Genomic DNA, 25,037 nt, shown 5'->3' with positions numbered 1-25,037 from the left:
CAGAAAGTGTGCCGGAATGTGCCGGGAATGGCGGGCGCCCGACGACGCATGATCGCAGCCTAGTCCTGCCGCGGAGGCGCCGCAAGCGGTATTGACAGGTTTTTCCCGGTCATTCAGCTGGATTTGACGCCCATAACCCATTCAGAAAAAAGCCCCGGGCGCGATTGGAAAATGCGCGGCCGCTCGGAAGGCGTCTCGTGTTAGCCGTTCGATCGTCCAAGTCATTGATTTTGAAAGGGCCTTATTAAGTCGTTTCGATGCGCCAAGGTGCCGCGCTCAAGGTGAATGGGGATTTTGTTCGCCGCCCGCCGAGATTCTCACGTCCGAGACCAGGAGTTCGCCGCGCACGATCTGCGCGACGCCGCGCGGCGCGGGATTGACCAGCCGCAGCCACTGGCCGTCGCAGTCGCGCTCCGGGACCTCGAAGGCCAGGGCACGTTCGGTCCAGGCCTCGGCCTGGCGGACGGCCGCGCCGCGCGCGATCGCACGTCCGCGGGCGCAGGCCAGTTCCCAGGCGAGGCCCTGGTCGCTGCGCAGATCGTCGGTACGGGCCCGCCAGTGCAGCACGTGCGGCCCCGGCGCCAGCAGCAGCGGTTGCTCGAGGCCGGTGCGGGCCACCGGGCGGCCGATGAAGCGCAGGCGCAGCGCATGACCGGACGACGTGCGGACCCGCTGCGTCGCGACACCGGCGGTGGGCCGCAGCCGCCAGTCGAAGCCGGCGCCGCCGATCGGCGCAGCGAAGTCCCCGTTCCACGGCACCGGGAGCCGGGACGGCGCCGGATCGATCCCGGCGAACCAGCGGGCGTAGGCATCGCCCCAGCGGCCCTCGCGCAACATGCCCTCGATCCAGCGGGCCGCCTCGTCGGGGCCGAGATCGCCGGCGGCCCGCAGCGCGCCGTACAGGCGGTCCTTGGCTTCGGGGCGGGCAGTGTCGGCGATGGCGCGCAACGCGCCGGCGCGCCAGCGCGGGCGGTGGGCGAGATGCGCGGCCAGCGCATCGGCGAAGTCGGGGTCGTCGCACAACTGCGCGATCGCGCCGAACAGGTCCTGCCGGCGCGACGGCGCGATCGTCAGCAGTGCATCGAGCTGCACCAGCGCGGCGGCGTGGTCGCCGCCTTCGAGGGCGTCGGCGGCGAGGGCGACGCGCACACCGGCATCGCGCGGCGCACGGCGCGCGGCGATGGCGTAGCGCTGGCGGCTGGCCGGGTCGTCGGTTTCGTCGTCGAGCGCGCGCGCGAGGATGCCGAACGCGCGCCCCTGGCCCGGCGCCTGGGTCAGGGCCCCGCGCGCGATCCGGGCGGCACCGTCGGCATCGCCGGCCCGCAGGCGGGCGTTGGCCTCGGCGAGCGCGGCCGAGGCGTCGCGCTCGGCGTGGCGATGGGCGACGAGTTGCCAGCCGGCCCAGGCCAGCAGGGCCAGAACGCCCGCGAACACGAAGCGGCGCGCGGGGCTCATCGGGTGGCCGCCTCCTGCACCGCCGGTTCCAGCCGCAGTGTGTCCAGCCGCCATCGGGCCTGGTCCCGCACCAGCGTCACGCGCAGCCATCCGGTCTCCCCTGTTCCGCGCCATCCACCCAGTCGATAGGGCGCCTGCATCGAGGCGGCCCGCGCGCCGAGGGTCCACTCGGCGTCCTGCAACGTCATGCGCCGGCGCAGCGCCGGCGCCACGCGCGCGTGCAGCGCGTCCCGGGCGTCCGCGACGGGCTCGGGCACCGGCGCGGCCGGCGACCGTGCGGTGAGCTGGTCGACCAGGGCCGCCACCATGCGTTCGGCCTCGCGCATCAGGCGCGACGGATCCTCCTCCGCCTCCGCCTGGAGGCCGGGCGAAGGGGCAGGCATCGGCCCGGCGGACGCGGACGGTGGCACGGGCGGCGCGGCCGGCGGGGGGACGGGCGCCGGGCGTCGCGGGGGCGCCTCCGGTGCCGAAAGCGCGGCGGGGGTCGCGCGGGGCGCGACGGCGTCGGCCACGGCGGCAGGCGGAGGATCCTCGACCAGCGATGCGTCGGCGGCGTCGGCCGGCATCGCCGCCGCGGGGGCCGGCGAGGACGCGTTGTCGGGGGCAGGGGGTCGACGCGACGAGGCGGGAACGGGGGGGGCCGACGTCGGCCTCGGCAAGGACCCAGGCGATGGCGATGGCGACGCGGCACGTGGCGGCCGGACGGCGACCACGGGATCGTCCTCGTGTGGCGGCGTCCAGTCGGCGCGCATCGCAAGCCAGGCGAGCAGCAGGCAGGTCGCCGCGAGCAGGCCGACGATCCACGGTGCGGCGACGCTGCGCCGGTCCGGCCCGGGCACCGGCAGCGGGGGCCGCGCCGGACCGGCCGCCGTCGCTGCGGGCGGGCGGGCGCCCGCAGGGGGCGCCATCGCGGCAGCGGGGCGCTGCGCCTCGTAACGCGCGCGTGCAGCGGGCGTGCGCAATGCGCGCCAGGCGTCGTTGATGCGCCAGGCGAACGCGTCGCCCCAGTCCTGGCCGCGATCGGGGTGCAGCCAGCGCAGCAGCAGGCGATGGTGCCGGCGCAGCCGCGCGTGCTCGGCGCCCGGCCGCGCGCCGAGCACGCGGTAGGCGTCTGCGCCGTCGGCCAGCAGCACCTGCTGGACGTAGAAGCGCGTGGCCTCGAGCAGCTCGGCCGGCGCGTGGCCGGTCCGCGCGACCGCGGCCCGCAGCGCGTCGTCGTCGCCGGATGCGATCTCGATGACCTCGGTGACGCCGTCGGGCAGCGGACGCGTGCGCAGCGCCTCGCGCCGAGCCGGCACGCGCAGCAGGCCGAAGGCGATGTCGAGGGCTTCCTCTCCGGCGGTCATGCCACCGGCCTAGGGATTGCCGGTCAGCCTGGGCGACGTCCCGTAGGCGTAGTAGGACGCGTAGTCGTCGTCCTGCCCGGCAACCTTGGCGTCGTAGTGCGTGAGCAGCGCGCCGATGACCCGCGCACGCGCGACCAGCAGCCGCTTGAGCGCGGTCTGCGCGGTCTTCCTGCGCGTGCTGCCGGCCTGCACCACCAGCAGCGTGCCGCCCACGACGTTGGACAGCAGCGGCGCGTCGGCGATGCCCAGCACCGGCGGGCCGTCGATGATGACTTGGTCGTAGTGCTCGGCCGCGACGGTGAGCAGCGACAGCAGCCGGTTGCCCGACAGCAGTTCGGCGGGGTTGGGCGGCAGCGGGCCGGCGAGGATCACCTTCAGTCGCTCGTCGTCGGTGTCCACGACCGCCTTGCCCATCGCCGCCGCGCCGGCCAGCAGGCTCGACAGCCCGGTCTCCGAGCGCACCTCGAGCGTCTTGTGCAGCGAGGGGTTGCGCAGGTCCGCGTCGATCAGCAAGACGCGCTTGCCGAGCTGCGCGAAGTTGCGTGCCAGCGTCAGCGCGGTGGTCGACTTGCCTTCGGCGGCGCTGGCGCTGGTGATCAGCAGCGTGCGCGGGACGCCGCGGTCGGTGGAGAACTGCAGCGCGGTGCGCACCGAGCGGTAGGCCTCGGAGAACGCCGAGCGCGGGTCGGCCTGCGCGTTGGCGACGGTCTGCTTCTTCAGGCGCGGGATCACGCCGAGTACCGCCAGGCGCAGGTCCTGCTCGACATCGTCCGGGCTCTTGAGCGTGTCGTCGAGGAACTCGAGCAGGAACGCCAGCAGCGCGCCGAGCACCAGGCCGATCGCCAGGCCCAGCGCGAGGTTACGCGGCAGGCTGGGCTTGAAGCGGCTGGCGGGCACGATCGCGCGATCGACGATGGAGATATTGTTGGCGCCGCCACCGCCGGCCACGCCGATCTGCTTGTAGCGCTGCAGCAGGCCGTCGTAGAGCTGGCGGTTGGTGTCGACCTCGCGGCGCAGGATGTTGTAGTCGATCGAGCGGTTGTCGACGTCCAGCGCCTGCGTGCGCAGCTGCGCCAGCTGCGAGAGCAGCATGTTCTCGCGCGCGCGGGCGGCGTCGTACTCGGCCTTGATCGAGGCCCGCACCGACGCGCGCTCCTCCTGCAACTGGCGCCCGACCTCGTCGATCTGCTCCTTGAGCGCACGCATCGCCGGGTAGTCGGACTTGAACGTCTGCAACTGCTGCTGGTACTGCGCATTGAGCTGCGCGCGCTGCTGCTGCAGCGTGTTGATGATCGACGCGCCCACCGCCGCGGCCGGCAGCGAGCCGCCGCCGCCGACCTGCTGCCACAACGCCTGCGCCTGGATGCGCTGGTCCTGGGCGGCGGCGAGCGCGGTGTTGAGCGTGCTCAGGTTCTGGCCTTCCAGCGAGAGCCCGCCCTCGCCGCTGCCGACGATGTTCTCGCGCGTGGCGAACGCCACCAGGGCGCGTTCCGATTCCTCGAGCCGGCCCTTGGCCAGCGCCAGCTGCGCCTCGAGATAGCGGCTTGCGTGCGAGGACGCGCCGAACCTGCGCTCGACGCCGGACTCGATGAAGCCGTCGGCGATCGCGTTGGCCACGCGTGCGGAGAACCCCGGCAGCGTCGAGTCGAAATGCACCCGCACCAGCCGCGAGTTGCGCACCGGCTCGATGGTGGGCCCGTCGCGGACCAGCGCCGTGCCCTGCGCCAGGTCGGCGCGCCCGTCGTCCTGTGCGGCCTCGTCGACGGCATCGGCCACGTTCTCGTCGGCGGTGTCGGTCGCGTCGTTACCCGCGGACGGGCGCAGCGCGGCGCTCGCGCGCTGCCACCACGACGTCGCGCGCAGGCGTTCGACGGTCGCACGGTCGATCCGCAGTTCGTCGGCGACGCGCTCGGCCAGCGCGCGGCTGCGCAACAGCTCGTACTGGGTTGTCAGGAAGTCGGGTGTGGACGTGCCCTCGGCGTTGGTCATGCCTTCGACCTGCATGATCTGCACGGTTTCCCGGTCGATCTGCAGCGTCGCGGTGGCCCGGTAGACCGGCGGCATCAGCAGCGTGGCCAGCAGCGTGACCGCGACCACCGCCCCCAGCACCCCGAGCACCAGCCAGCGGCGCTTGACGAGGATGCGCCAGTAGGTGAGCAGGTCGATCTCGTTGCCGGTGCCGCGCTTGCCCTCGAGCAGCTCGACGCTCAGGCCGCGGGCGCCGGCGGGGGTCAGCTGGCCGCTGCCGTGCGCCGGCAGTCGGCGCTCGCCGTGTCCATCGTCGCCGGTCACGGCGGGCAGGTGATCGTCTTGCATGCGGGCGGGCTCCTTGTGCCGCAGTCCGTGGCGGGCGTCTCGCAGCGCAGGGTCAGAGCGCGATGAACAGCGCCCAGGCCGGGATCGTGCGCAGGAACTCGCGCATCGCCGATTTGCTGCCCGATCGTTCGACGACGATGATGTCGTCGCCGTAGATCTGCGGGTCGGCCATCTCGCCCCGCCGCACGGCGCTCATGTCGAACGCGGCGGCCATGCGCTCGCCGTTGACGTGGCGGAACAGCACCACGCCCTGCAGGTCGGCCATTTCGTCGAGCCCCTCGGCCATCGCGACCGCCTGCAGCAGCGTGGTCCGCCCGGTCAGCGGGTAGATGCCGGGTTTCTTGACCGCGCCTTCGAGCGTGACGCGCTGGCTGGTGTATTCCTTGACGAAGATGCTGACCTGCGGGTTCTGCAGGTAGCCGTCGGCATAGCGCTGGGCGAGTTCGGTCTCCAGCTCCGGAATGGTGCGCCCGCCGGCCATCACCGCGCCGATCAGCGGCAGCGTGATCTGGCCGTTGGAGTTGACCCGCGCCTGGCGGTTGAGCTCCTGCACGCCGAACACGCTGACCTCCAGCAGGTCCTGCGCGCCGATCCGGTAGTCGGACGCGCCCTCGTAGGCGCCCGACGTCGACGTGGTGTCGGGCGGCGGCAGGTCGGCCGGCAGGTGCTGCGCCCGCTTGCCGCCCGAAGCGCAGGCCGCGAGCAGGCAGGCGAGCAGGGCGAGGAGCAGGAGGCGGACGGGCTGGGTCATGGCAGGTCGTCTCGGCAGTCAGGCGGAGCGCAGCAGGCGGTGCCAGAAGCCCTCGGGCCTGGGCGGCGCGGGCGCGGGCAGCGGTGGCAGGGCGGTCGGCGGGTCGCCGCGCACGATCGCCTGTGGCCGCGTGCGCACCAGGTGATCGGCCTCGACCGCGCCGACCAGGGCGGCCGCGGCCTCGCGGGCCTCGGCCAGCAGCGGCGGGCGTCGCCTCGGGTGGTGCGCGTCGGTCGCGATGACGTGCGCGTGGCCCTCGCCGACGAAACGGTCGGCCCAGTACTTGACCCGGCGGCCGTAGCGGCCGGTCAACGCGCCGGCGGTGATCTGGATCAGCGGGCCGCGCCCGGCGACCCGCACGAACAGGTCGTAGTGCTGCTCCACCCAGCTCAGCCGCTCGGGGTGGGTGATGACCGGCACGTAGCCGGCGGTCATCAGTTCGAACAGCACCTCCTCCAGCCGCGGCGGCGCGACGTGGTGCGGCGGTTCGAACAGCAGGTAGCGTGAGCCGGCGAGGGTCGGGATGCGCCCGCTGCGGATGCCGTCGACCAGCGTCGGCGTCAGGTGCACGTCCGCGCCCTCGACCAGCCGCAGCGCGATGCCCGCCGCGTCGAGCTGCGCCTGCAGCGCGGCGATCGCGGCGCGGATCTGCGGCCCGGTGTTCTCGTACAGGCCGGGATAGATGTGCGGGGTGCAGGCGGTCACCTCGATGCCGTCGGCCACCGCCATCCGGGCCATCTCCAGCGCCATGTCGAGGTCGACGGCGCCATCGTCGATGCCGGGCAGCAGGTGGCAGTGCAGGTCGAACACCGCGTCAGCCCCGCCCGCCGGCATGGTGCCGGCATCCCGCGGCCGGCGGACGCGCGACGCGCGCGCCGGGGGCGGGCGGCCTTCGGATCGATGGCATGCAGGCAACGATCACTTCGCGCTCCGGAACCGGGCGGCGGGGAGCAGAGTCTAGCCCTGCCGCGAAGCCGCCGGTGTGAACTGGGCGTGTGCGCGATTTGCTGCAGTGCGGCGGTATCGGCGGCCGGCCCTGTTAACCTTTGCGCCGCATGATTCCGCACGACGTCCCCTCTTCTCCGCGGCCCGCCGCGCCCTGGCGCGACCGCCTCGCGCAGTACTGGAAACTGGTCCGCGGCGACCGCCCGATCGGCTGGCTGCTGCTGCTGTGGCCGACCTGGTGGGCGCTGTGGATCGCCGCGGGCGGGCTGCCGCCGTGGTGGACGCTGGCGGTGTTCAGCGCCGGCGTCTGGCTGACCCGTTCGGCCGGCTGCGTGATCAACGACTATGCCGATCGCTGGCTCGATCCCCATGTCGAACGCACCAAGGACCGCCCGCTGGCCAGCGGCGCGGTGCGCGGGCGCGAGGCGCTGCTGCTGTTCGCCGGGCTGATGCTGGTCGCGTTCGCGCTGGTGCTGACGATGAACCGGCTGACCGTGCTGATGAGCGTCGTCGGCGTGCTGCTCGCGGCCAGCTATCCGTATCTCAAGCGCTACACCCACCTGCCGCAGGTGTACTTGGGCATCTCGTTCGGCTGGGCGATCCCGATGGCGTTCGCGGCCGTGCAGGGCACGGTGCCGCCGGTGGGCTGGGTGCTGTTCGTGGCCAACATCTTCTGGGCGACCGCGTACGACACCTGGTACGCCATGGTCGACCGCGAGGACGATCTCCAGGCCGGCGCCAAGTCCACCGCGATCCTGTTCGGCCGCCACGACCTGCTGGCGCAGGCCCTGCTTTACGCCGCGACCTTCGCCGCCCTCGCGCTCGCCGGCCGCCAGGCCGGCCTCGGCGCGTACTACTGGCTGGGGCTGGCCGTCGCGATCGGCCTGGTCGCCTGGGAGTTCGCGATCGCCCGCGGCCGCGAGCGCGGCCCGTGCTTCCGCGCGTTCCTGCACAACCACTGGGTCGGCATGACGGTCTTCGCCGGCATCGCCGCACACTACGCCCTGCCGCCGCTGTCGCGGCTTGCAGGCTGAGGAAGATCTGCCGGCCTGCCCGCTGCGCGGGTCGCTTGGTGAGATGTCGACGTCCGAGGGTCGTGACGGGCACCTCCCCCGCATGCGGGGGAGGTCGGCGCGCGTCGCGCGTCGGGTGGGGGCCCGCCGCGGAATACACCGACGCGCTATCGCGCCGTTTCCTGCTGTGCCGATGTCTCGACCGCCGTCAGGCTCCGTGTTCCCGTCCTTGTCGGAGCCGACGGTGCGGCCAGGTGCGAAACGCGATGCGGCACGTCGTCTCCGGCGCGACATGACCAGGGCCGAGCGTGCCCTGTGGCGCCATCTGCGCATGCGGCAGGTGGAGGGCGCACGTTTTCGCCGCCAGCATCCGGTCGGCCCTTACGTCGTCGATTTCGTCTGCCTGGCCCGCCGGCTGGTGATCGAGGTCGACGGCGGGCAACACGCAGGCTCGGCGTCCGATGCGATGCGCGACGCCTTCCTGCGAATGCGGGGCTACCGGCTGCTTCGGTTCTGGAACCACGACGTGCTCGGCAATCCGGAGGGTGTATGCCTGCGGGTCCGTCAGGCACTGTGCGCCGATGCGCTGGCGGGTCAGAGCCGGACGGATCACCGCTAACCGCGGCCCCCACCCAACCTTCCCCCGCGCGCGGGGGAGGGAGCGGAAGGTGTCCCGGCGCACGCGGGGAGGGGCGGAAGGTGTCCTGGCGCACGCGGGGAGGGGGCGGAAGGTGTCCTGGCGCGCGCGGGAAGGAAGCGCAAGGTGTCCTGACGCATGAGGGAAGGGAGCGGAAGGTGTCCCGGCGCATGCGGGTCGGCTTGACGCGCGGGTGGGTTCAAGGCTGCCGGTCGAGAGGGACGTGTCGCCGCGCACCCAGGGCGGACGCAGCGGAGCATGGTCCCGGCGCATGCGGGATTGGTTTGACGCGCGGGTGAGGTCGACGTCGAGGAACGGGGCGAGGGGGAAGTCACCTCCCCCGCGCTGCGGGGGAGGTCGGCGCGCGTCGCGCGCCGGGTGGGGGCATGGGCCGTCCCGGTCGACCGCGCTTCGCCGCGGCCCTGCTGCAAGGCAGGCGAGGCGCCGCCGGCCATCGAGGTCGGGCGCAGACACCGGCCTTCGCAATGCGCTGGAACCGCGACCCGCCGGATGCGAAGACGACGACGCAGGCGACCGCACCGGTTGCCGCCGTCGCCGCGCTCAGGCGGCGCGGACGTCGCGCAGTTCCCAGGCGCTGCCGGCGAGCAGGCGCAGGCGATGCTTGAGCACCGTGCTCGAGATCACGGTGTCGACCGTCAGGTCGATGTCCAGGTCGCGCTGCTGGCCGACGACCTGCGCGGCCGGGTCGGTGATGCCCAGCGCGGGATCGACGTCGTCCGGATCGGGCTGGTCGGCGCGCCAGCGGGCGAACAGGCTGTCGCCGCGCAGGGCGTCCTGCAGTTCGGCGGCGATGCCCTCCGGGCCCTGCGAGCGCAGGGCGTAGGCTCCCGACGTGCGGGCCTTGTCGGCGTCGGGAATGCGGATCAGGTAGCGTGTGCTCATGCGGCGGCCGTCTGCGTTGCGAAAGCCGCAGCCTAGCAACCGGCCGCGTTATGGATCCGTCATGCACCGCGGCCCGACCGACGCGCCGGCCGGTCGCTGCATGGTGGACGCGCAGGCTGACAGCAGCGCGGCGGACGCGGGCAGGCACAGCACGGACTGCGCGCGGCAGGCGGACGAGTGGTCCGGCCACGAGGGCGAATTGCCGGGAATGCAGCCGTGGACGATCCGGAAGCTCCTGGCGAAGCCGTCGCAGCAAGGCACGTCGGTCGCCTGCCCGGAACGCGGCTTCGCGCGCGAGCGCGCGCCTACAAGTGGTTCGCGCAAGCGCCATGAAACGTCGGACGCCTGCTGTAGGAGCGCGCTCGCGCGCGCCGCGGCGTCACCGGGCGCGCGGCCGGCGGGCGTCGCACGCAGGTCAGTGGAGCTGCGTCTCGGCGCGGGCGCGGCGCGCGGTCATCGCGCTGCGCTGGGCGGCGAGGAACGCGCGCATCGAGGCCGGCTTGACCGGCTTGGTGAGTACCCGGTAGCCGCGGATGCGTGCGGTCTGCTTGAGCGTGTCGCTGCCGTCGGCGGTCAGCAGCGCGCCGGGCGTCTCGGGCGCCATGCCGCGCAGCGCGTCCAGGGTGTCCAGGCCGTCGAGGCGGTCGTGCAGGTGGAAGTCGACCAGCAGCACGTCGGGTCGTTCGTCCATCGCCGCGATGGCCTCGTCGATGGTCTTGGCGCACAGCGGTACCGCGTCCCAGCGTCGCAGCAGCGCGCGCATGCCGGCGAGGATGTCGTCGTCGTTGTCCACGCACAGCACGCGCAGGCCGCGCAGCGATTCGTCGTGCAGCGGCGCGGGCGCCGGCGTGGCGACGACCGCCGCCGGCGCGCTGCGCGGCACGGTGATCGAGAACATGCTGCCGCGGCCGACCACCGCGCGCGCGTCGAGCGTGTGTCCGAGCAGTCGCGAGATGCGCTGGCAGATCGACAGGCCCAGGCCCAGGCCGCGACCGTCCCAGTCGAAGGTGTGCTCGTAGCGGTGGAACTCGTCGTAGATCTGGCTCATGTGGTGCTCGGGGATGCCCGGCCCGGTGTCCCAGACCTGCAGTGCGACGTCGTCGCCGCGCCGGCGCGCGGACAGCACGATGCGTCCGCTGCGGGTGTAGCGCAGCGCGTTCGCGGGGAAGTTCTGCAGCACGCGGCGCAGCAGGCGGCGGTCGCTGCGCACCGGCGTGGGCGGCGCGTACAGGCGGATGTCCAGGCCGCGCGCCTTGGCCATCGGCGCGTACTGGCCGGCGAGCTGGCGCAGCAGTTCGGCGACGTCGAAGTCGACGATCTCCGGCTTGAGCGCACCGGCGTCGAGCCGGGAGACGTCGAGCAGGCCGTCGAGCAGTTCCTCGGCCGCGCGCAGCGAGGTATCGATGCGCTCGGCCAGGTGGCGCTGCTCGCCCGGGTCGGGCGTCTCGCGCAGCGCGGAGGTGAACAGCCGCGCGGCGTTGAGCGGCTGCAGCACGTCGTGGCTGACCGCGGTCAGGAAGCGCGAGCGCGATTCCTGCGCGGCCTCGGCCTCGCGGGTGCGCTCGGCCACGCGCTGCTCGAGCGTCTCGTTGATCTCGCGCAGCGCGCGCTCGGCGCGCTTGTAGTCGGTGACGTCGCTGTAGCTGGTCGCGTAGCCGCCGCCGGGCAGCGGCTGGCCGCGCAGCTCGATGACCTGGCCGTTGCCGAGCACGCGCTCGGACACGTGCGGCGAGCCGGCGCGCATGTAGGCGATGCGCTTGTCGACCTCGGTCTTGATGTCGATCGCGTCGCGCGGGCCCAGCTCGCCGCGCTCGGCGTTGTAGCGGATCAGGTCGGCGACCGGGCGACCGACGTAGAGCATGTTGTCGGGGTAGCCGAACAGCCGCTGGTAGCTGCGGTTCCAGGCCACCAGCCGCATCGTGCGGTCGACGACACTCACGCCATGGTCGATGTTCTCCAGCGTCGAGGACAGCACCTCGCGGTTGAAGCGCAGTTCCTGGCCGGCCTCGTCGAGCATCGCGACGACCTCGTCGACCTCCATGCCAGAGCCCTTGAGCGCGCTGGTCATCAGCAGGCGCGCCGACGAGGCGCCAACCGCGGCGGCGAGCTGACGCTCGGTGAACTGCAGCCAGGTGCGGTCGGCCGAAGCATTGAGCACGAGCGGGCGCGCCTGGGCCTGGGCGTACTCGTCGAACGCGCGCCGGGCGGTGTGGTCGCCGACGATGCGACCGATCAGCGTCAGCAGGTCGCCGACGCTGATGTTGCCGCTCCAGTCCTCGGACGCCAGCGCGCGCCGTTCGGCGTAGGGATCGAGGAACGGCGCCGCGCGCAGGCGCTCGTCGAGCGAGGGCCGCCAGCGCGCCGACACCAGCAGCAGCGCGCCGACGTTGCCCAGCAGCGACCAGAACGTGCCGTGGGTCAGCGGGTCCCAGCCGGCGAGCCCGAACAGCGCGCGCGGCTGCAGCCAGGCGATGCCGAACGGGCCGGTGTCGAGCCACTGCGGCTCGATCCAGCCCGATTCGGTCAGCGCCGGCAGCATGAGCGTATAGCTCCAGATCGCGAAGCCCAGCAGCAGGCCGGCCTCGACGCCGCGCCGGCTCGCGCCGCGCCAGTACAGCCCGCCGATCAGCGCCGGCGCGAACTGCGCGACCGCGGCGAACGACATCAGCCCGAACGCAGCCAGCGTGGTGTCCGAGCCGCTGACCCGGTAGTAGCCGTAGGCCAGCGCGGCGAGTGCGACGATCGCCACCCGGCGGATCCACAGCACCGTCGAGCCGACGTTGCCGCCGTGGCGCTCGGCGTAGCCGCGGCGCAGCAGCAGCGGCATCACCAGGTCGTTGCTGAGCATCGTCGCCAGTGCGACCGACGAGACGATGACCATACCGGTCGCGGCCGAGAACCCGCCGATGTAGGCGAACAGCGCGATCACGTCCGCGTTCTCGGCCATCGGCAGCGCCAGCACGAAGCTGTCGGGCGCGACCGGGCCGTCGCGGCCGAACAGCGCGACGCCGGCGCTGGCGATCGGCAGCACCATCAGGCAGACGATCGCCAGGTAGCCGCCGAACAGCCAGCGCGCGCGTCGGATGTCGCGCACGTCGCCGCACTCCACGACCGCGACGTGGAACTGCCGCGGCAGGCAGATCAGCGCCGCGAACGCGAGCAGGCTCTGCGCGACGAAGCCGGTGGGCGGCGTGTTGTCGACGAGCGCGCGCGTGGCCTCGACCATGTGCAGGTCGCGCGCGCCCAGCCACAGCGTCGCGAACAGGCCCACGGCGACCAGCGCCAGCAGCTTGATCAGCGATTCGAGCGCGACGGCCAGCATCAGGCCCGGCCGGTGCTCGGTGGCGTCGACCTTGCGGGTGCCGAACAGGATCGCGAACAGCGCCATCAGCGCCGCGACGTAGAACGCCGGGTCGCCGAACGGCGTGACCGGATCGTCCGGGCCGCCGAGCACGCCCAGGCTGATCGCCACCGCCTTGTACTGAAGCGCCAGGTACGGCACCGCCGCGACCAGCGCGATGCCGGCCACCATCGCCGCCAGCCGCTGCGAGCGGCCGTAGCGCGAGGCGATGAAGTCGGCGATCGAGACGGTGTTCTGAGACTGGGCGATCAGCGCCAGCCGCTCGAGGATGCGCCAGCCGAACAGCAGCAGGAGCAGCGGGCCGAGGTAGATCGGCAGGTAGCCGATGCCCTGGCGCGCGGCCGTGCCGACCGCGCCGTAGAACGTCCACGACGAGCAGTACACCGCCAGCGCCAGGCTGTAGACCACCGGCCGCAGCCAGGGCCGCTGCGGGTAGAGCGGCCGCCGGTCGCCGTACCACGCCACCGCGAACAGCAGCGCGGCGTAGCCCAGCGACACCAGCAGCAGGATCCAGCCCGGAAGCATGCGACATCCTTCGACGCGACCGCGCGAGTGTAGCGTTCCGGCGCGCCGCGGCGGGCGCGGCTCAGGCCTGCGCGGCCATGCTCCGGTCCTTGCCCGCGCGCTTGGCGCTGTACATCGCCAGGTCGGCGCGCTTGAGCAGCGATTCGAGCGTCTCGCGCGGCCGTCGCAGCGCGACGCCGGCGCTGAAGGTGATGACGATGCGGGTCTCGTCGTGCAGCACCGGCCGGTGCGCGAGCACGGTGCGCAGGCGGGCGAGCGCGGCGAGCGCGTGCGCGAGCGTCGTCGCCGGCATCAGAATCACGAACTCCTCGCCGCCGAAGCGGCCGACGATGTCGCTCTCGCGCAGCGTCAGGCGGGCGACGTCGACGAAGTGCCGCAGCGCCGCGTCGCCGCCGAGGTGGCCGTGGGTGGCGTTGAGCCGGCGGAAGTCGTCGAGGTCCACCAGCGCCATGCACAGCGGCCGGTCCTCGCGCGCGCGCGCGGCCTCGCGCTCGAAGGCCTCGTCGAAGCCGCGCCGGTTGAGGCAGCTGGTCAGCTCGTCCTCGCGCGCCAGCCAGGCGGCGTCGCGCAGCTTCTGTTCCAGCAGGTGGATCCGCTTCTCGCTCTCCTCGACCTCCAGCCGCGCGGCAATCAGGTCGTCGCGCGCGCGCAGCGCCTGGGCCTGGATCCGCCCGGTGTCGTCGAGCACCGCGTCGAGCACGCCGTTGAGCCCGGCGATGCTGCGCGCCTCGCGGATCCGCTGCGCATGGCCGGCCAGCCGGTCCTGGTACTCGCCGGTGTGCACCGCCATGCCGTCCAGGCGCTCGACGAAGGTGGTCATCATCGACTTCATCGCGACCTTGGACGCGTCGATGCCCTGCTTGAGCACGCCCTGCCGGTAGATCACCTCGCGCAGCTCGGTGCGCGCCTCCTCGATCGAGCGCCGGTCGAGCGGGCCGGCGAGCAGGCCGCGGATCTGCGAGATCTGACCGTGCAGCCAGCTCTTCTCGTCGAGCAGTTCGCCGACGTTCTGCAGCAGCAGCTCGAACAGCCCGATCAGCAGCGCGACCTGCTCCTCGGCCGCCTCGGCATGCACGCCCACGCGGCGGCACAGCTCGGACAGCCGCTGCGCCAGCGCCTCGAGCGCATCGCCCGGCGCGTGGTCGCGGAACGCCCTGGCCAGCGCGAGCGCCTCGTCCGACAGCGCCTGCTCATTGCGCAGCAGCGCCGCCAGCGCGACGCCCAGCGTCTGCCGCAGCAGGTCGCGCAGGCGGGCCGAGGCATCATCGGCGGCCGGCGCAGGCGCGTCGAGATCGACGAAGCGCACGTACTTGTCGATCAGCTGCCGCATCGCGCGGCCGTAGGCGGGCCAGTCGCCGCTGGCGCAGGCCGACTGCAGGTACTGGCCGAGCCCGCCGAGCTCGTCGTGCAGCCCGGCGACGCCGTCGGCGAAGGCGGCCAGCAGCGCCTGCGGCTCGTGGGCCTGCGCGAACAGCGCGACCAGCGCCTCGGACCCGATCGCGCCCTCGCGCCCGCGCGCCACCTTCGGGCGTACGGGAGGATCGGACGGATTGGACGGTTTCCGCATGGAGGCCACGTCGTCGAAGGACAGTCGACCTCGTCACGTGCCGGGGCCGTGGCGGACTGCGACTGATCGCGATCGTTATCGGCCTTCCGGCGGCGGACTTGAGGGCCGCGCGGGTGGGGACGTGCCGCGTGGAGTGCTCACGCGGGGGAGAGGAATCGCATGGGGTCCTGCGCTTGGCGCCGTCCCCGCATGGCGGGGGAGGTGAGTCGCAGGGGGCTGCGCTTGGCTCCTTCCCCCGCATGGCGGGGCATTGCGCCCTTCACGGGTGGAAGGTTGGGATGGGGGCGCTTTTCCGCCAAGGGCCCGTGCCCCCGCCCGGCGCGCTGTGCGCGCCGACCTCCCCCGCAGGCGGGGGAGGTGAATCGCGCGCGCAGGCGCAGCAGGGCACTCAGTACTTCGGCACGCCGCCGTCGACGCTGTCGCTCCAGGCGTCGATGCCGCCGGTGACGTTGTAGACGTGGGTGAAGCCCTGGTTGCGGAAGTGCTCGGCGGCCTGCAGGCTGCGGCCGCCGCGGTGGCACAGGAATGCCAGCGGGGTGTCCTTGGGCAGCGCCTGCAGGCGCTGGATGCCCTCGCCGTCGAGGACCTCGAACGGGCGCGACACCGAGGCGGTGGCGCGCTCCTCGGGCGGCCGCACGTCGACCAGCGTGAGCTTGCCGGCGGCGATCCGGTCGTCGGCCTCGGCCGGGCCGATCTCCTGGACCGTCCTGGGCGCGTTCGGGTTGTCGATGACCAGGCCGCGGCCGCGGATGTCGTCGGCGAAATCGATCGTCAGACCCTCGGCGCGGCGCGCGCTGGCCAGGTCGAACTGCACCAGCAGGCCCGCCACGTCGCTGACGATCGCCGACGGGTTGCGCGGCGCCAGCTGCAGGCGGGCGCGGAAGTTGCGGTCGATGTCGATCTGCAGCGCGTAGTCGCCGCCGGCATCGGCCAGCGCCTTGGCGATCATCTCGCGCGCGGCCAGCGTGATCGCGATCGTCGGCGGGGTGCGATCGGGCGCCTCGACGCCGAACAGCCCGTGCAGTTCGCCGCTGCCGGCCATCTGCTCGATGATGTCGCTGCCGCCGACCAGTTCGCCGTCGACGTAGAGCTGGGGGATCGTCGGCCATTCGCCGTAGGCCTTGATGCCCTCGCGGATCTCGCCGTCCTCGAGCACGTTGACGTGGGCGTAGTCGACGCCGACCGCGTCGAGCGCGGACACGGCCTTGGCCGAGAAGCCGCACTGCGGCGCCATCGGCGAGCCCTTCATGAACAGCACGGCCCGATTGCCCTGCAGCAGGGTCTCGATGCGGGTGCGGAGGGCGGGATCGAGGGACATGGCGGAACATCCTGAAGCAGGCGGGGAAGACCGACATGGTAGCGCGGGGCTGCGAAGGCAAGCCCGCGACCGGTGGTCGCGTGGGCAGGATGCTGCGATGCGCGGCGGGCGCGATGGCATGATGCGCGCCATGCCGCCGCACCGTCCGCCCCGTCGCCCGCACCTGTGGCTGCCGCTGCTGCTGGTCTCGCAGGCGCTGGTCGCGTGGGCGTGGTGGCGGCTGGGCTGGCAGGCCGGGCTGCCGCTGCTGCTCGCCAGCCACGGGCTGTGCCTATGGGGCGTGCTGGCGCCCGGCTCGCGGCTGTACGGGCCGGTGCTCGTGCGGCTGCCGGGGGAGGCGGGGGTCTGGCTGACGATCGACGACGGCCCCTCCGACGACACCCGGCCGCTGCTCGACCTGCTCGACGCGCACGCGGCGAAGGCGACGTTCTTTCTGGTGGGCGAGCGCGCGGCCGCCCGGCCCGACCTGGTGCGCGAGATCCTGGCCCGCGGCCACGGGATCGGCAACCACACCCAGGGCCACCCGCAGGCGCGGTTCTGGGCACTGGGGCCGGCGCGGATGCGCCGCGAGATCGCCGACTGCCAGCGCACGTTGACCGCGATCGCCGGGCGCGCACCGGTGTGGTTCCGCTCCGTGGTCGGGCACACCAATCCGTTCGTGCATGCCCCGCTGCGCGACGCCGGGCTGGCGCGCGTGGCCTGGAGCGCGCGTGGCTTCGATGCGGTGGAGAGCGACACGGCGAAGGTCGTCGCGCGCATCGATGCGGATCTCGCGCCCGGCGCGATCGTGCTGCTGCACGAGGGCGCCCGCCACGGGCGCAGCGTGGCGATGGTGGCCGGCGTGCTCGACCGGCTGCGGGCCCGGGGGCTGGAGACGGTGCTGCCGGGGTGATGTGCGGGAATCCGTAGCAAGCCCGTGCCCCCACCCGGCGCGCTGGGCGCGCCGACCTCCCCCGCGGGCGGGGGAGGTGACGTGCACGCTGTGCTGCTTCGCTCCTTCCCCCGTTTACGGGGCATTGCGCCCTTTACGGGTGGAAGGTTGGGATGGGGGTGCTTTGCGTACGGCCCGTGCCCCACCCAGCGCGCTGAGGCGGTCCGCGCGGGGGTGGTCAGGCCGGGCCGGACAGCGGCAAGCGGTGGCGACTCATCCGGCCCGCCAAAGCATGGCGGGCGTTCGTTCGCGCACGAAGCGATGCTTCGTCAACGCGCTCACTCGTTCCGGCCCGCTGAAGCACAGCGGGCGTTCGCAGCCGCGCGCGGCATGCCGCGCAAGCCGCGGCTACTCGTTCCGGCCCGCCAAAGCATGGCGGGCGTTCGTTTCGCGCACGAAGCGATGCTTCGTCAACGCGCTCACTCGTTCCGGCCCGCTGAAGCACAGCGGGCGTTCGCAGCCGCGCGCGGCATGCCGCGCAAGCCGCGGCTACTCGTTCCGGCCCGCCAAAGCATGGCGGGCGTTCGTTCGCGCACGAAGCGATGCTTCGTCAACGCGCTCACTCACCCAACGTCAGCAGGGAGGCGTTGCCGCCGGCGGCGGTGGTGTTGATGGTGATGGTCTTCTCGGTCGCGAAGCGCGGCAGGTAGTGCGGGCCGCCGGCCTTGGGGCCGGTGCCCGACTGGCCCTGGCCGCCGAACGGCTGCACGCCGACGACCGCGCCGATCTGGTTGCGGTTGACGTAGAGATTGCCGACCTTCGCGCGCTGGACGATGCGCTCGACGGTCTCGTCGATGCGCGAGTGGATGCCCAGCGTCAGGCCGAAGCCGGTCGCGTTGATCGCGTCGACGACCGCGTCGAGCTGGTCGCCCTTCCAGCGGATCACGTGCAGCGCCGGACCGAAGTTCTCGCGTGTGAGCTGGGACAGCGACTGCAGTTCCCACGCCCGCGGCGCGAAGAACGTGCCGTGCTCGGTGTCCGGCCCCAGCCGGGCCTCGGCGATCGGCTTGGCCGCGCCCTGCATCCGCGCGGCATGCTCGTCGAGCAGGCTTTTCGCGTCGGGATCGATGACCGGGCCGACGTCGGTCGACAGCAGCGCCGGGTCGCCGACGGTCAGCTCCTTCATCGCGCCGGCGATCATGCCGATCACCTTGTCGGCGATGTCGTCCTGCACGTACAGCACGCGCGCGGCCGAGCAGCGCTGGCCGGCCGAGGTGAACGCCGAGGCCAGCGCGTCCTTGACCAGCTGCTCGGGCAGCGCCGAGGAATCGGCGATCAGCGCGTTCTGGCCGCCGGTCTCGGCGATCAGCACGCCGATCGCGGCATCGCGCGCGGCCAGCGCGCGGTTGATCGCGCGCGCAGTGTCGGTCGAGCCGGTGAAGGCGACGCCGGCCACGCGCGGGTCCGACGTCAGCGCCGCGCCGACGGTCGCGCCGTCGCCGGGCAGGTACTGCAGCACGTCCTGCGGGATGCCGGCCTCGTGCAGCAGCTTCACCGCCTCGAAGCCGACCAGCGCGGTCTGCTCGGCGGGCTTGGCGATCACGCTGTTGCCGGCCGCCAGCGCGGCGGCGATCTGGCCGGCGAAGATCGCCAGCGGGAAGTTCCACGGGCTGATGCACACGAACACGCCGCGGCCGGAGAGTTGCAGCGCGTTCGACTCGCCGGTCGGGCCGGGCAGCGCCTCGGGCACGAACGCCGCGCGTGCCTGGCCGGCGTAGTAGCGCAGGAAGTCGACGGCCTCGCGGACCTCGGCGACGCCGTCGGGGATCGTCTTGCCGGCCTCGCGCGTGCACAGCGCGACGAACTGCGGCATGCGCTGCTCGAGCAGGTCGGCGGCGTGTTCGAGGATCGCCGCGCGCGAGGCGACCGGCGTGGCGTCCCAGCCCGGCTGGGCGGCGACCGCGTTGGCGAGCGCGCGCTCGACGGTGGCGGTGTCGGCCGCGGTCCACTCGCCCACGTGCACGCGGCGGTCGGCGGGGTTGGTGACCTCGGTCCTGGCGCCCGACGGGGTGGCGCCCGGCACGAGCGGCGTCGCCGTCCACGTCGTCGGCGCGCTGCGGATCTGCTCGGCGAGCGTGGCGAGCTGCGCGTCGTTGGCGAGGTTGACGCCCATGGAGTTGCTCCTGTCGTAGGACTGGCTGCGGTAGAGGTCGACCGGCAGCGGAATGCGGGGATGGGGGATGGATTCGAAGCCGGCGACGACCTCGACCGGATCGCGGATCAGATCGTCAATCGCGACGTCCTCGTCGCTGATCCGGTTCACGAAGCTGGAATTGGCGCCGTTCTCGAGCAGGCGGCGCACCAGGTACGGCAGCAGGTCCTCGTGCGAGCCGACCGGCGCGTAGACCCGGCACGGCACGTCGAGGCGGTCGGCCGGGATCACCTCGGCGTAGAGGTCGTCGCCCATGCCGTGCAGCTTCTGGAATTCGAAGCGGTGCGGCGTGCCCGCGGTGTGCGGTCCCAGCAGCGTGCCCGCCAGGCGGTGCACGGCGGCGATCGTCTGCGCGTTGTGGGTGGCGAACATCGGGTAGATCGCATCGGTCGCCGACAGCAGCCGACGCGCGTTGGCCTGGTAGCTGACGTCGGTGTTGGGCTTGCGCGTGAACACCGGGTAGCCCGGGTGGCCCTCGACCTGCGCGCGCTTGACCTCGCTGTCCCAGTACGCGCCCTTGACCAGGCGCACCGGGATGCGTCGACCCAGCTCGCGGGCGAGCGCGGCGATCCAGTCGATGACGAACGGCGCGCGCTTCTGGTAGGCCTGCACGACGATGCCGAAGCCTTCCCAGCCGGCGAGCGAGGCGTCGCGCAGCGCGACCTCGATCACGTCGAGCGACAGCTCCAGGCGGTCGCTCTCCTCGGCGTCGACGGTCAGGCCGATGCGGTGGCCCTTCGCGCGCTGGGCCAGCTCGCGCAGCCGCGGCGCCAGTTCGGCGAGCACGCGCTCGTGCTTGGCGTGCTCGTAGCGCGGGTGCAGCGCCGAGAGCTTGACCGAGATCGACGGGGCGGCGATCTCGTCGTCGAACCGGCCCGAGGTGCCGATCGCGTCGATCGCGTCCTGGTAGGCCTTGAGGTAGCGGTCGGCGTCGCGCTGGGTCAGCGCGGCCTCGCCGAGCATGTCGAACGAGTAGCGGTAGGCGGCGTTGGCGCCCTTGCGCGAGCGTGCCAGCGCCTCGCCGATCGTGCGGCCCATCACGAACTGGTGGCCCATGATCCGCATCGCCTGGCGCACCGCAAGCCGGATCACCGGCTCGCCGACGCGCCCGACCAGCCGCTTGAACGCGCCGTGGACGTTGCGCTTGGTCTCGTCGGCCAGGTCGACCAGCTGGCCGGTCAGCATCAGGCCCCAGGTCGAGGCGTTGACCAGCACCGAGTCCGACTGGCCCATGTGCTTGCGCCAGTCCGCCTCGCCGAGCTTGTCGCGGATCAGCTTGTCCGCGGTGTCCTGGTCGGGGATGCGCAGCAGGGCCTCGGCCACGCACATCAGCAGCACGCCTTCCTCGCTGCCCAGGTCGTACTGCTGCATGAAGGCCTCGATCGCGCCGCGGTCCTGGGCGCGCAGGCGCACCCGGCGCACCAGGTCGGCGGCGGTGGCCTGGATCGCGGCCCGGTCGGCGTCGGGCTGGCGGGCCTGCGCGAGCAGTTCGCGCACGTGCAGCGTTTCGTCGCGCGTCCAGGCGTCGGTGATCGCCGCGCGCAGCGACGGAAGGGAAGCCGCCGCGACGGCGGGGGACGGACTGGCGTTCAAGAGGCGCACCGGCAGGGACGAAAGCGGAATTCTAGGGCGCGCCGTCGTCCGGCGGATAGCTCGGGGTCCGGCACACGCGTCCGGCGCCGGGCTCGCGGGCGCGGAGGCCGGGCGCGGCCGTGCCGCCCATGCTCGGGCGTCCCCGGATCATCCGCTGCCGGTGCGATGTCGGATCGCCCATTCATCATGCCGGTCGGCGGGCTCGGATCCGCCGGTCCAGGCGCGGCTGGAGATGCCGACCGGGCGCTCCGGCTGCGTCACAAGGCGTCATGGCCGGCCGATGCTGCAATGCCGCATGGTCCGGTCGCGGGCACGCAGGAACGCAAACCGCGTCGCGTCGCGGAAAACCGCGGGTTGCCCCCGCAGATTGCGGACAGCTACCATTCATTGGTTATCCGCAGTACGCCGCCGCTCCTGCGCATGCGCTCCGGTCCCCAGGCCGGGCGAGGACGGACGCGTTCCCGCCAGACAACGCCAGCTCAGGCATTGGGGTTCGATGTGAAGCAAGCCGGTCGTTTCAAGCAGTGGATGTGCGGGATCGCCGCGACGGCGCTGTCCGCGGGTGCGTGGGCGCAGTCCGCCGATCCCAAGCCGTGGCAGCTGAACATGGGCCGCGGCGTCACCGCCTCGTCCCAGCACGCCTACGACGCCCATATGCTCGCGCTGTGGATCTGCGTGGGCATCGGCGTGCTGGTGTTCGGCGCGATGGCCGTGGCGATGTTCCGCTTCCGCAAGTCGCGCGGCGCGGTCGCCGCGCAGTTCACCCACAACACCACCGCCGAGATCATCTGGACGGTCGTGCCGATCGTGCTGCTGGTGATCATGGCGGTGCCGGCCACGCGCAAGCTCATCGCCATGTACGACACCCGCGACGCCGAGATGACCGTCAAGGTCACCGGCATCCAGTGGATGTGGAAGTACGAGTACATGGGCGAGGACGTGGCCCTGACCAGCCGCCTGGACCGCGACAGCGACCGGCTGCGGCAGAACCGCGGCACCACGCGCGCCGAGCTCGACGCCCACGGCCACTACCTGCTCGACGTCGACAACCCGCTCGTGCTGCCGACCGACACCAAGATCCGCTTCGTGGTCACCGCCGACGACGTGATCCACTCCTGGTGGGTGCCGGCGCTGGGCTGGAAGCAGGACGCGATCCCGGGCATCGTCAACGAGGCCTGGACCGAGATCCTCGAGCCCGGCCTCTACCGCGGCCAATGCGCGGAGCTGTGCGGCAAGGACCACGGCTTCATGCCGATCGTCGTGCGCGCGGTGCCGCGCGCCGAGTTCGACAGCTGGCTGGCCGCCGAGAAGGCGCGCAACGCGCCGCCGGCCCCCGAGGCCGCGCCTGCGCCCGAGGCGGCGCCGGCCGAGGCCGATGCGGAGGCCGTCGATGCGGCCGCCGCGCAGACCCCTTCCGCCCCCGCCGCGCCCGCGGCCGGCTGATCGCCCGAGGTTGAACGCCATGTCGACGACGCACACCGCCACTGCCGACGCGCACCACGACGATCACGCCCACCGTCAGGGCTTCGTCCAGCGCTGGTTCTTCTCCACCAACCACAAGGACATCGGCACGCTGTACCTGCTGTTCTCCTTCGTGATGTTCATCATCGGCGCGGGCATGAGCGTGATCATCCGCACCGAGCTCGCTTCGCCGGGCCTGCAGCACGTCAGCCCGATGTTCTTCAACCAGATGACCACCATGCATGCGCTGGTGATGATCTTCGGCGGCGTCATGCCCGCGTTCGTGGGCCTGGCGAACTGGATGATCCCGCTGCAGATCGGCGCGCCGGACATGGCGCTGCCGCGCATGAACAACTGGTCGTTCTGGATCCTGCCGTTCGCGTTCACGCTGCTGCTGATGACGCTGTTCCTGCCCGGCGGCGGTCCGGCCGGCGGCTGGACGCTCTACCCGCCGCTGTCGCTGCAGGGCGGCAACAACGTGTCGCTGACGATCTTCGCGATCCACATGATGGGCATCAGCTCGATCATGGGCGCGATCAACGTGATCGCCACGATCCTCAACATGCGTGCGCCGGGCGTGGACCTGCTGAAGATGCCGATCTTCTGCTGGGCCTGGCTGATCACCGCGTTCCTGCTGATCGCGGTGATGCCGGTGCTCGCCGGTGCGGTCACGATGCTGCTGACCGACAAGTTCTTCATGACCTCGTTCTTCAACGCCGCCGGCGGCGGCGACCCGGTGATGTACCAGCACATCTTCTGGTTCTTCGGGCATCCCGAGGTCTACATCATGATCCTGCCGGCGTTCGGCATCGTCAGCGAGATCATCCCGACCTTCAGCCGCAAGCCGCTGTTCGGCTACCAGGCGATGGTCTACGCCACGGCGGCGATCGCGTTCCTGAGCTTCATCGTCTGGGCCCACCACATGTTCACCGTGGGCATGCCGCTGGGCGGCGAGATCTACTTCATGTTCGCGACGATGCTGATCTCGATCCCGACCGGCGTGAAGGTGTTCAACTGGGTCTCGACGATGTGGCGCGGCTCGCTGACGTTCGAGGCGCCGATGCTGTGGGCGGTCGCGTTCGTCGTGCTGTTCACGATCGGCGGTTTCTCGGGCCTGATGCTGGCGATCGTGCCGGCCGACTTCCAGTACCACGACACCTACTTCGTGGTCGCGCACTTCCACTACGTGCTGGTGACCGGCGCGCTGTTCTCGATCATTGCGGCCACCTACTACTGGTGGCCGAAGTGGACGGGCCGGATGTACAGCGAGTTCTGGGCGAAGGTGCACTTCTGGTGGACGATCGTGTTCGTCAACCTGCTGTTCTTCCCGCAGCACTTCCTCGGCCTGGCCGGCATGCCGCGCCGCATCCCCGACTACAACGTGGTGTTCGCCGACTGGAACCTGATCAGCTCGATCGGCGCGTTCGGCATGTTCGCCACGCCGTTCCTGATGTTCGCGATCCTGCTGCATTCCAAGCTGCGCGGCGCGCCCGCGGCCGCGCGTTCGTGGGAAGGCGCCAAGGGCCTGGAGTGGACCGTGCCCTCGCCGGCGCCGCACCACACGTTCGCCAAGCCGCCGGTGCTCAAGCCCGGCGACCTCGCGCACGACGACATCAGCCACTGACGCCGACGGAGCCGCAGCCCGCGATGCCGATCCCCGACGCCAACGACGACCTGACCGCCCGCCGCCGCCGCGCGCGGCGCACGGCGCTGACGATCGCGGTGGTGGCGCTGTGCATCTATGCCGGCTTCATCCTGCGCGGGGTGCTGCTGGCATGAGCGCGCGGCGTCCGCTGGGCATCGGCAAGCTGGTGGCGGTTTCGGTCGCCGCGTTCGCGTTCACGTTCTCGCTGGTGCCGCTCTACCGCATCGCCTGCGAGAAGGTCTTCGGCATCCGGCTGGAGAACAGCGCCGCGGCGGCGCCGGTGCAGGCGGCCGGGGGTGGGGAGGAACGCTGGGTGACGGTGGAGTTCGACGCCAGCGTCAACTCGCACCTGCCCTGGTCGTTCCGTCCCAACCAGACCCGCATGCGCGTGCGCGTGGGCGAGCAGTACGAGACCACGTACTACGCGCACAACGACAGCGCGCGGCCGGTCGTCGGCAGCGCGACGCCGTCGGTGGCGCCGGCGCGGGCCTCGGGCTTCTTCCAGAAGACCGAGTGCTTCTGCTTCACCGCGCAGACGCTGCAGGCCGGCGAGACCCGCGACATGCCGGTGCGCTTCATCATCGACCCGTCGCTGCCGCGCGACGTCAACACGGTCACGCTGTCGTATACCTTCTTCAAGAACGATGTACTGACCTCGCGGCTGGTCGCCGGCGTCGCCCCGGTGCGCGACGCGCGCCTGGCCGCCGCGCCCTAGCGTTCCCCGTTCCGCCCCCGACACCGCGCCGCCACCCGGATACCGCCATGGCCCACGTGAAGACCGAACACCAGGATCCCAACGTCTACTTCGTGCCGCACGACAGCAAGTGGCCGCTGTTCGCCTCGGTCGCGCTGTTCGTGACGATGCTGGGCCTGGCCAGCTGGTTCAACGACGCGAGCTGGGGGCGTACGACGTTCTTCGTCGGCATCGCGGGCCTGGCGCTGATCCTGTTCAAGTGGTTCGCCGACGTCGTGCTCGAGTCGGTCTCGGGCTACTACAACAAGCAGGTCGACGTGTCGTTCCGTATGGGGATGGTGTGGTTCATCTTCTCGGAGATCATGTTCTTCGGCGCGTTCTTCGGCGCGCTGTTCTACGCCCGCACGCTGGCGCTGCCGTGGCT

The 25,037-nt window shown here is 72.1% G+C and carries 18 protein-coding genes; 8 read left to right on the top strand and 10 right to left on the bottom strand.

Annotation, left to right across the window (positions count from 1 at the left end; all coding sequences use genetic code 11):
- Window positions 1–276: 276 nt before the first annotated feature.
- Genes WQ56_RS07985 through WQ56_RS07965 form a run of 5 tightly spaced genes read right to left on the bottom strand, consistent with a single transcriptional unit; the run spans window position 277 to window position 6,702 of the window.
- Window positions 277–1,455, bottom strand: coding sequence for a hypothetical protein (locus tag WQ56_RS07985; RefSeq protein WP_047136577.1), 1,179 nt, complete (start codon window positions 1,453–1,455; stop codon window positions 277–279).
- On the bottom strand, window positions 1,452–2,801 hold the full coding sequence (locus WQ56_RS07980; RefSeq protein WP_047136576.1) for a hypothetical protein: 1,350 nt from the start codon (window positions 2,799–2,801) through the stop codon (window positions 1,452–1,454). The genes WQ56_RS07985 and WQ56_RS07980 overlap by 4 nt, the downstream gene beginning before the upstream one ends.
- Before the next feature lie 9 nt (window positions 2,802–2,810).
- Complete coding sequence (locus WQ56_RS07975) at window positions 2,811–5,117, bottom strand: polysaccharide biosynthesis tyrosine autokinase (protein WP_047136575.1); 2,307 nt, start codon at window positions 5,115–5,117, stop codon at window positions 2,811–2,813.
- Between the two features lie 52 nt (window positions 5,118–5,169).
- The gene (locus tag WQ56_RS07970) at window positions 5,170–5,868 is read right to left on the bottom strand and encodes a polysaccharide biosynthesis/export family protein (RefSeq protein ID WP_047136574.1); all 699 of its coding nucleotides are present in this window, start codon (window positions 5,866–5,868) and stop codon (window positions 5,170–5,172) included.
- A gap of 18 nt (window positions 5,869–5,886) precedes the next feature.
- Window positions 5,887–6,702: a CpsB/CapC family capsule biosynthesis tyrosine phosphatase gene (locus WQ56_RS07965; RefSeq protein WP_197076454.1), complete on the bottom strand. Its 816-nt coding sequence runs from the start codon at window positions 6,700–6,702 to the stop codon at window positions 5,887–5,889.
- A gap of 221 nt (window positions 6,703–6,923) precedes the next feature.
- Between WQ56_RS07965 and ubiA the strand changes: the two genes are divergently transcribed.
- The gene (gene ubiA, locus WQ56_RS07960) at window positions 6,924–7,847 is read left to right on the top strand and encodes a 4-hydroxybenzoate octaprenyltransferase (protein ID WP_047136572.1); all 924 of its coding nucleotides are present in this window, start codon (window positions 6,924–6,926) and stop codon (window positions 7,845–7,847) included.
- A gap of 196 nt (window positions 7,848–8,043) precedes the next feature.
- Window positions 8,044–8,445: an endonuclease domain-containing protein gene (locus WQ56_RS07955; RefSeq protein ID WP_343123205.1), complete on the top strand. Its 402-nt coding sequence runs from the start codon at window positions 8,044–8,046 to the stop codon at window positions 8,443–8,445.
- Between the two features lie 579 nt (window positions 8,446–9,024).
- Here the strand turns inward: WQ56_RS07955 and WQ56_RS07950 are convergent.
- The 4 genes from WQ56_RS07950 to grxD form a co-directional block, all read right to left on the bottom strand.
- Entirely contained in the window at window positions 9,025–9,366 is a 342-nt protein-coding gene (locus WQ56_RS07950; RefSeq protein WP_047136570.1) for a hypothetical protein, read from the bottom strand.
- A 415-nt stretch (window positions 9,367–9,781) separates the two neighbouring features.
- Complete coding sequence (locus WQ56_RS07945; protein ID WP_047136569.1) at window positions 9,782–13,252, bottom strand: PAS domain-containing hybrid sensor histidine kinase/response regulator; 3,471 nt, start codon at window positions 13,250–13,252, stop codon at window positions 9,782–9,784.
- A gap of 61 nt (window positions 13,253–13,313) precedes the next feature.
- Window positions 13,314–14,819, bottom strand: a complete 1,506-nt coding sequence (locus WQ56_RS07940) for a GGDEF domain-containing protein (protein WP_082132267.1) — start codon at window positions 14,817–14,819, stop codon at window positions 13,314–13,316.
- A 388-nt stretch (window positions 14,820–15,207) separates the two neighbouring features.
- Window positions 15,208–16,137: a Grx4 family monothiol glutaredoxin gene (grxD, locus tag WQ56_RS07935; protein WP_047136568.1), complete on the bottom strand. Its 930-nt coding sequence runs from the start codon at window positions 16,135–16,137 to the stop codon at window positions 15,208–15,210.
- Window positions 16,138–16,267: 130 nt separating this feature from the next.
- Here grxD and WQ56_RS07930 point away from each other — a divergent pair, with 130 nt between their 5' ends.
- Window positions 16,268–17,029, top strand: coding sequence for a polysaccharide deacetylase family protein (locus WQ56_RS07930; RefSeq protein ID WP_231583378.1), 762 nt, complete (start codon window positions 16,268–16,270; stop codon window positions 17,027–17,029).
- 598 nt (window positions 17,030–17,627) lie between these two features.
- On the opposite strand, the gene putA is transcribed toward WQ56_RS07930, so the two are convergent.
- Entirely contained in the window at window positions 17,628–20,813 is a 3,186-nt protein-coding gene (gene putA / locus WQ56_RS07925) for a bifunctional proline dehydrogenase/L-glutamate gamma-semialdehyde dehydrogenase PutA (protein ID WP_231583377.1), read from the bottom strand.
- Window positions 20,814–21,341: 528 nt separating this feature from the next.
- On the opposite strand from putA, the gene coxB reads away from it, so the two are divergent.
- The 5 genes from coxB to WQ56_RS07905 form a co-directional block, all read left to right on the top strand.
- Window positions 21,342–22,256, top strand: a complete 915-nt coding sequence (gene coxB, locus WQ56_RS07920; protein ID WP_047136566.1) for a cytochrome c oxidase subunit II — start codon at window positions 21,342–21,344, stop codon at window positions 22,254–22,256.
- Window positions 22,257–22,275: 19 nt separating this feature from the next.
- Complete coding sequence (ctaD, locus tag WQ56_RS07915; protein ID WP_047136565.1) at window positions 22,276–23,898, top strand: cytochrome c oxidase subunit I; 1,623 nt, start codon at window positions 22,276–22,278, stop codon at window positions 23,896–23,898.
- Between the two features lie 23 nt (window positions 23,899–23,921).
- A complete protein-coding gene (locus tag WQ56_RS19420; protein ID WP_255350608.1) occupies window positions 23,922–24,053 on the top strand; it encodes a hypothetical protein in 132 nt (43 codons plus the stop codon).
- Window positions 24,050–24,634 carry a cytochrome c oxidase assembly protein gene (locus WQ56_RS07910; RefSeq protein WP_047136564.1) on the top strand — a complete coding sequence of 195 codons (585 nt, stop codon included), beginning with the start codon at window positions 24,050–24,052 and terminating at the stop codon, window positions 24,632–24,634. The genes WQ56_RS19420 and WQ56_RS07910 overlap by 4 nt, the downstream gene beginning before the upstream one ends.
- A gap of 47 nt (window positions 24,635–24,681) precedes the next feature.
- Window positions 24,682–25,037: cytochrome c oxidase subunit 3 (locus WQ56_RS07905; protein WP_047136563.1), on the top strand; the 356-nt coding region annotated here is incomplete at its 3' end.

It is taken from the genome of Luteimonas sp. FCS-9 (assembly GCF_001014645.1).
Lineage (GTDB): Bacteria > Pseudomonadota > Gammaproteobacteria > Xanthomonadales > Xanthomonadaceae > Luteimonas.
Note: the sequence above shows the minus strand (reverse complement) of the source record. Positions and strands in the feature narration are given on the sequence as shown.

Coding starts and splice junctions, on each gene's coding strand:
- WQ56_RS07985 (WP_047136577.1), bottom strand. CDS start 1,455: ATGAGCCCCGCGCGCCGCTTCGTGTTCGCGGGCGTTCTGGCCCTGCTG.
- WQ56_RS07980 (WP_047136576.1), bottom strand. CDS start 2,801: ATGACCGCCGGAGAGGAAGCCCTCGACATCGCCTTCGGCCTGCTGCGC.
- WQ56_RS07975 (WP_047136575.1), bottom strand. CDS start 5,117: ATGCAAGACGATCACCTGCCCGCCGTGACCGGCGACGATGGACACGGC.
- WQ56_RS07970 (WP_047136574.1), bottom strand. CDS start 5,868: ATGACCCAGCCCGTCCGCCTCCTGCTCCTCGCCCTGCTCGCCTGCCTG.
- WQ56_RS07965 (WP_197076454.1), bottom strand. CDS start 6,702: ATGCCGGCGGGCGGGGCTGACGCGGTGTTCGACCTGCACTGCCACCTG.
- ubiA (WP_047136572.1), top strand. CDS start 6,924: ATGATTCCGCACGACGTCCCCTCTTCTCCGCGGCCCGCCGCGCCCTGG.
- WQ56_RS07950 (WP_047136570.1), bottom strand. CDS start 9,366: ATGAGCACACGCTACCTGATCCGCATTCCCGACGCCGACAAGGCCCGC.
- WQ56_RS07945 (WP_047136569.1), bottom strand. CDS start 13,252: ATGCTTCCGGGCTGGATCCTGCTGCTGGTGTCGCTGGGCTACGCCGCG.
- WQ56_RS07940 (WP_082132267.1), bottom strand. CDS start 14,819: ATGCGGAAACCGTCCAATCCGTCCGATCCTCCCGTACGCCCGAAGGTG.
- grxD (WP_047136568.1), bottom strand. CDS start 16,137: ATGTCCCTCGATCCCGCCCTCCGCACCCGCATCGAGACCCTGCTGCAG.
- WQ56_RS07930 (WP_231583378.1), top strand. CDS start 16,268: ATGCCGCCGCACCGTCCGCCCCGTCGCCCGCACCTGTGGCTGCCGCTG.
- coxB (WP_047136566.1), top strand. CDS start 21,342: ATGTGCGGGATCGCCGCGACGGCGCTGTCCGCGGGTGCGTGGGCGCAG.
- ctaD (WP_047136565.1), top strand. CDS start 22,276: ATGTCGACGACGCACACCGCCACTGCCGACGCGCACCACGACGATCAC.
- WQ56_RS19420 (WP_255350608.1), top strand. CDS start 23,922: ATGCCGATCCCCGACGCCAACGACGACCTGACCGCCCGCCGCCGCCGC.
- WQ56_RS07910 (WP_047136564.1), top strand. CDS start 24,050: ATGAGCGCGCGGCGTCCGCTGGGCATCGGCAAGCTGGTGGCGGTTTCG.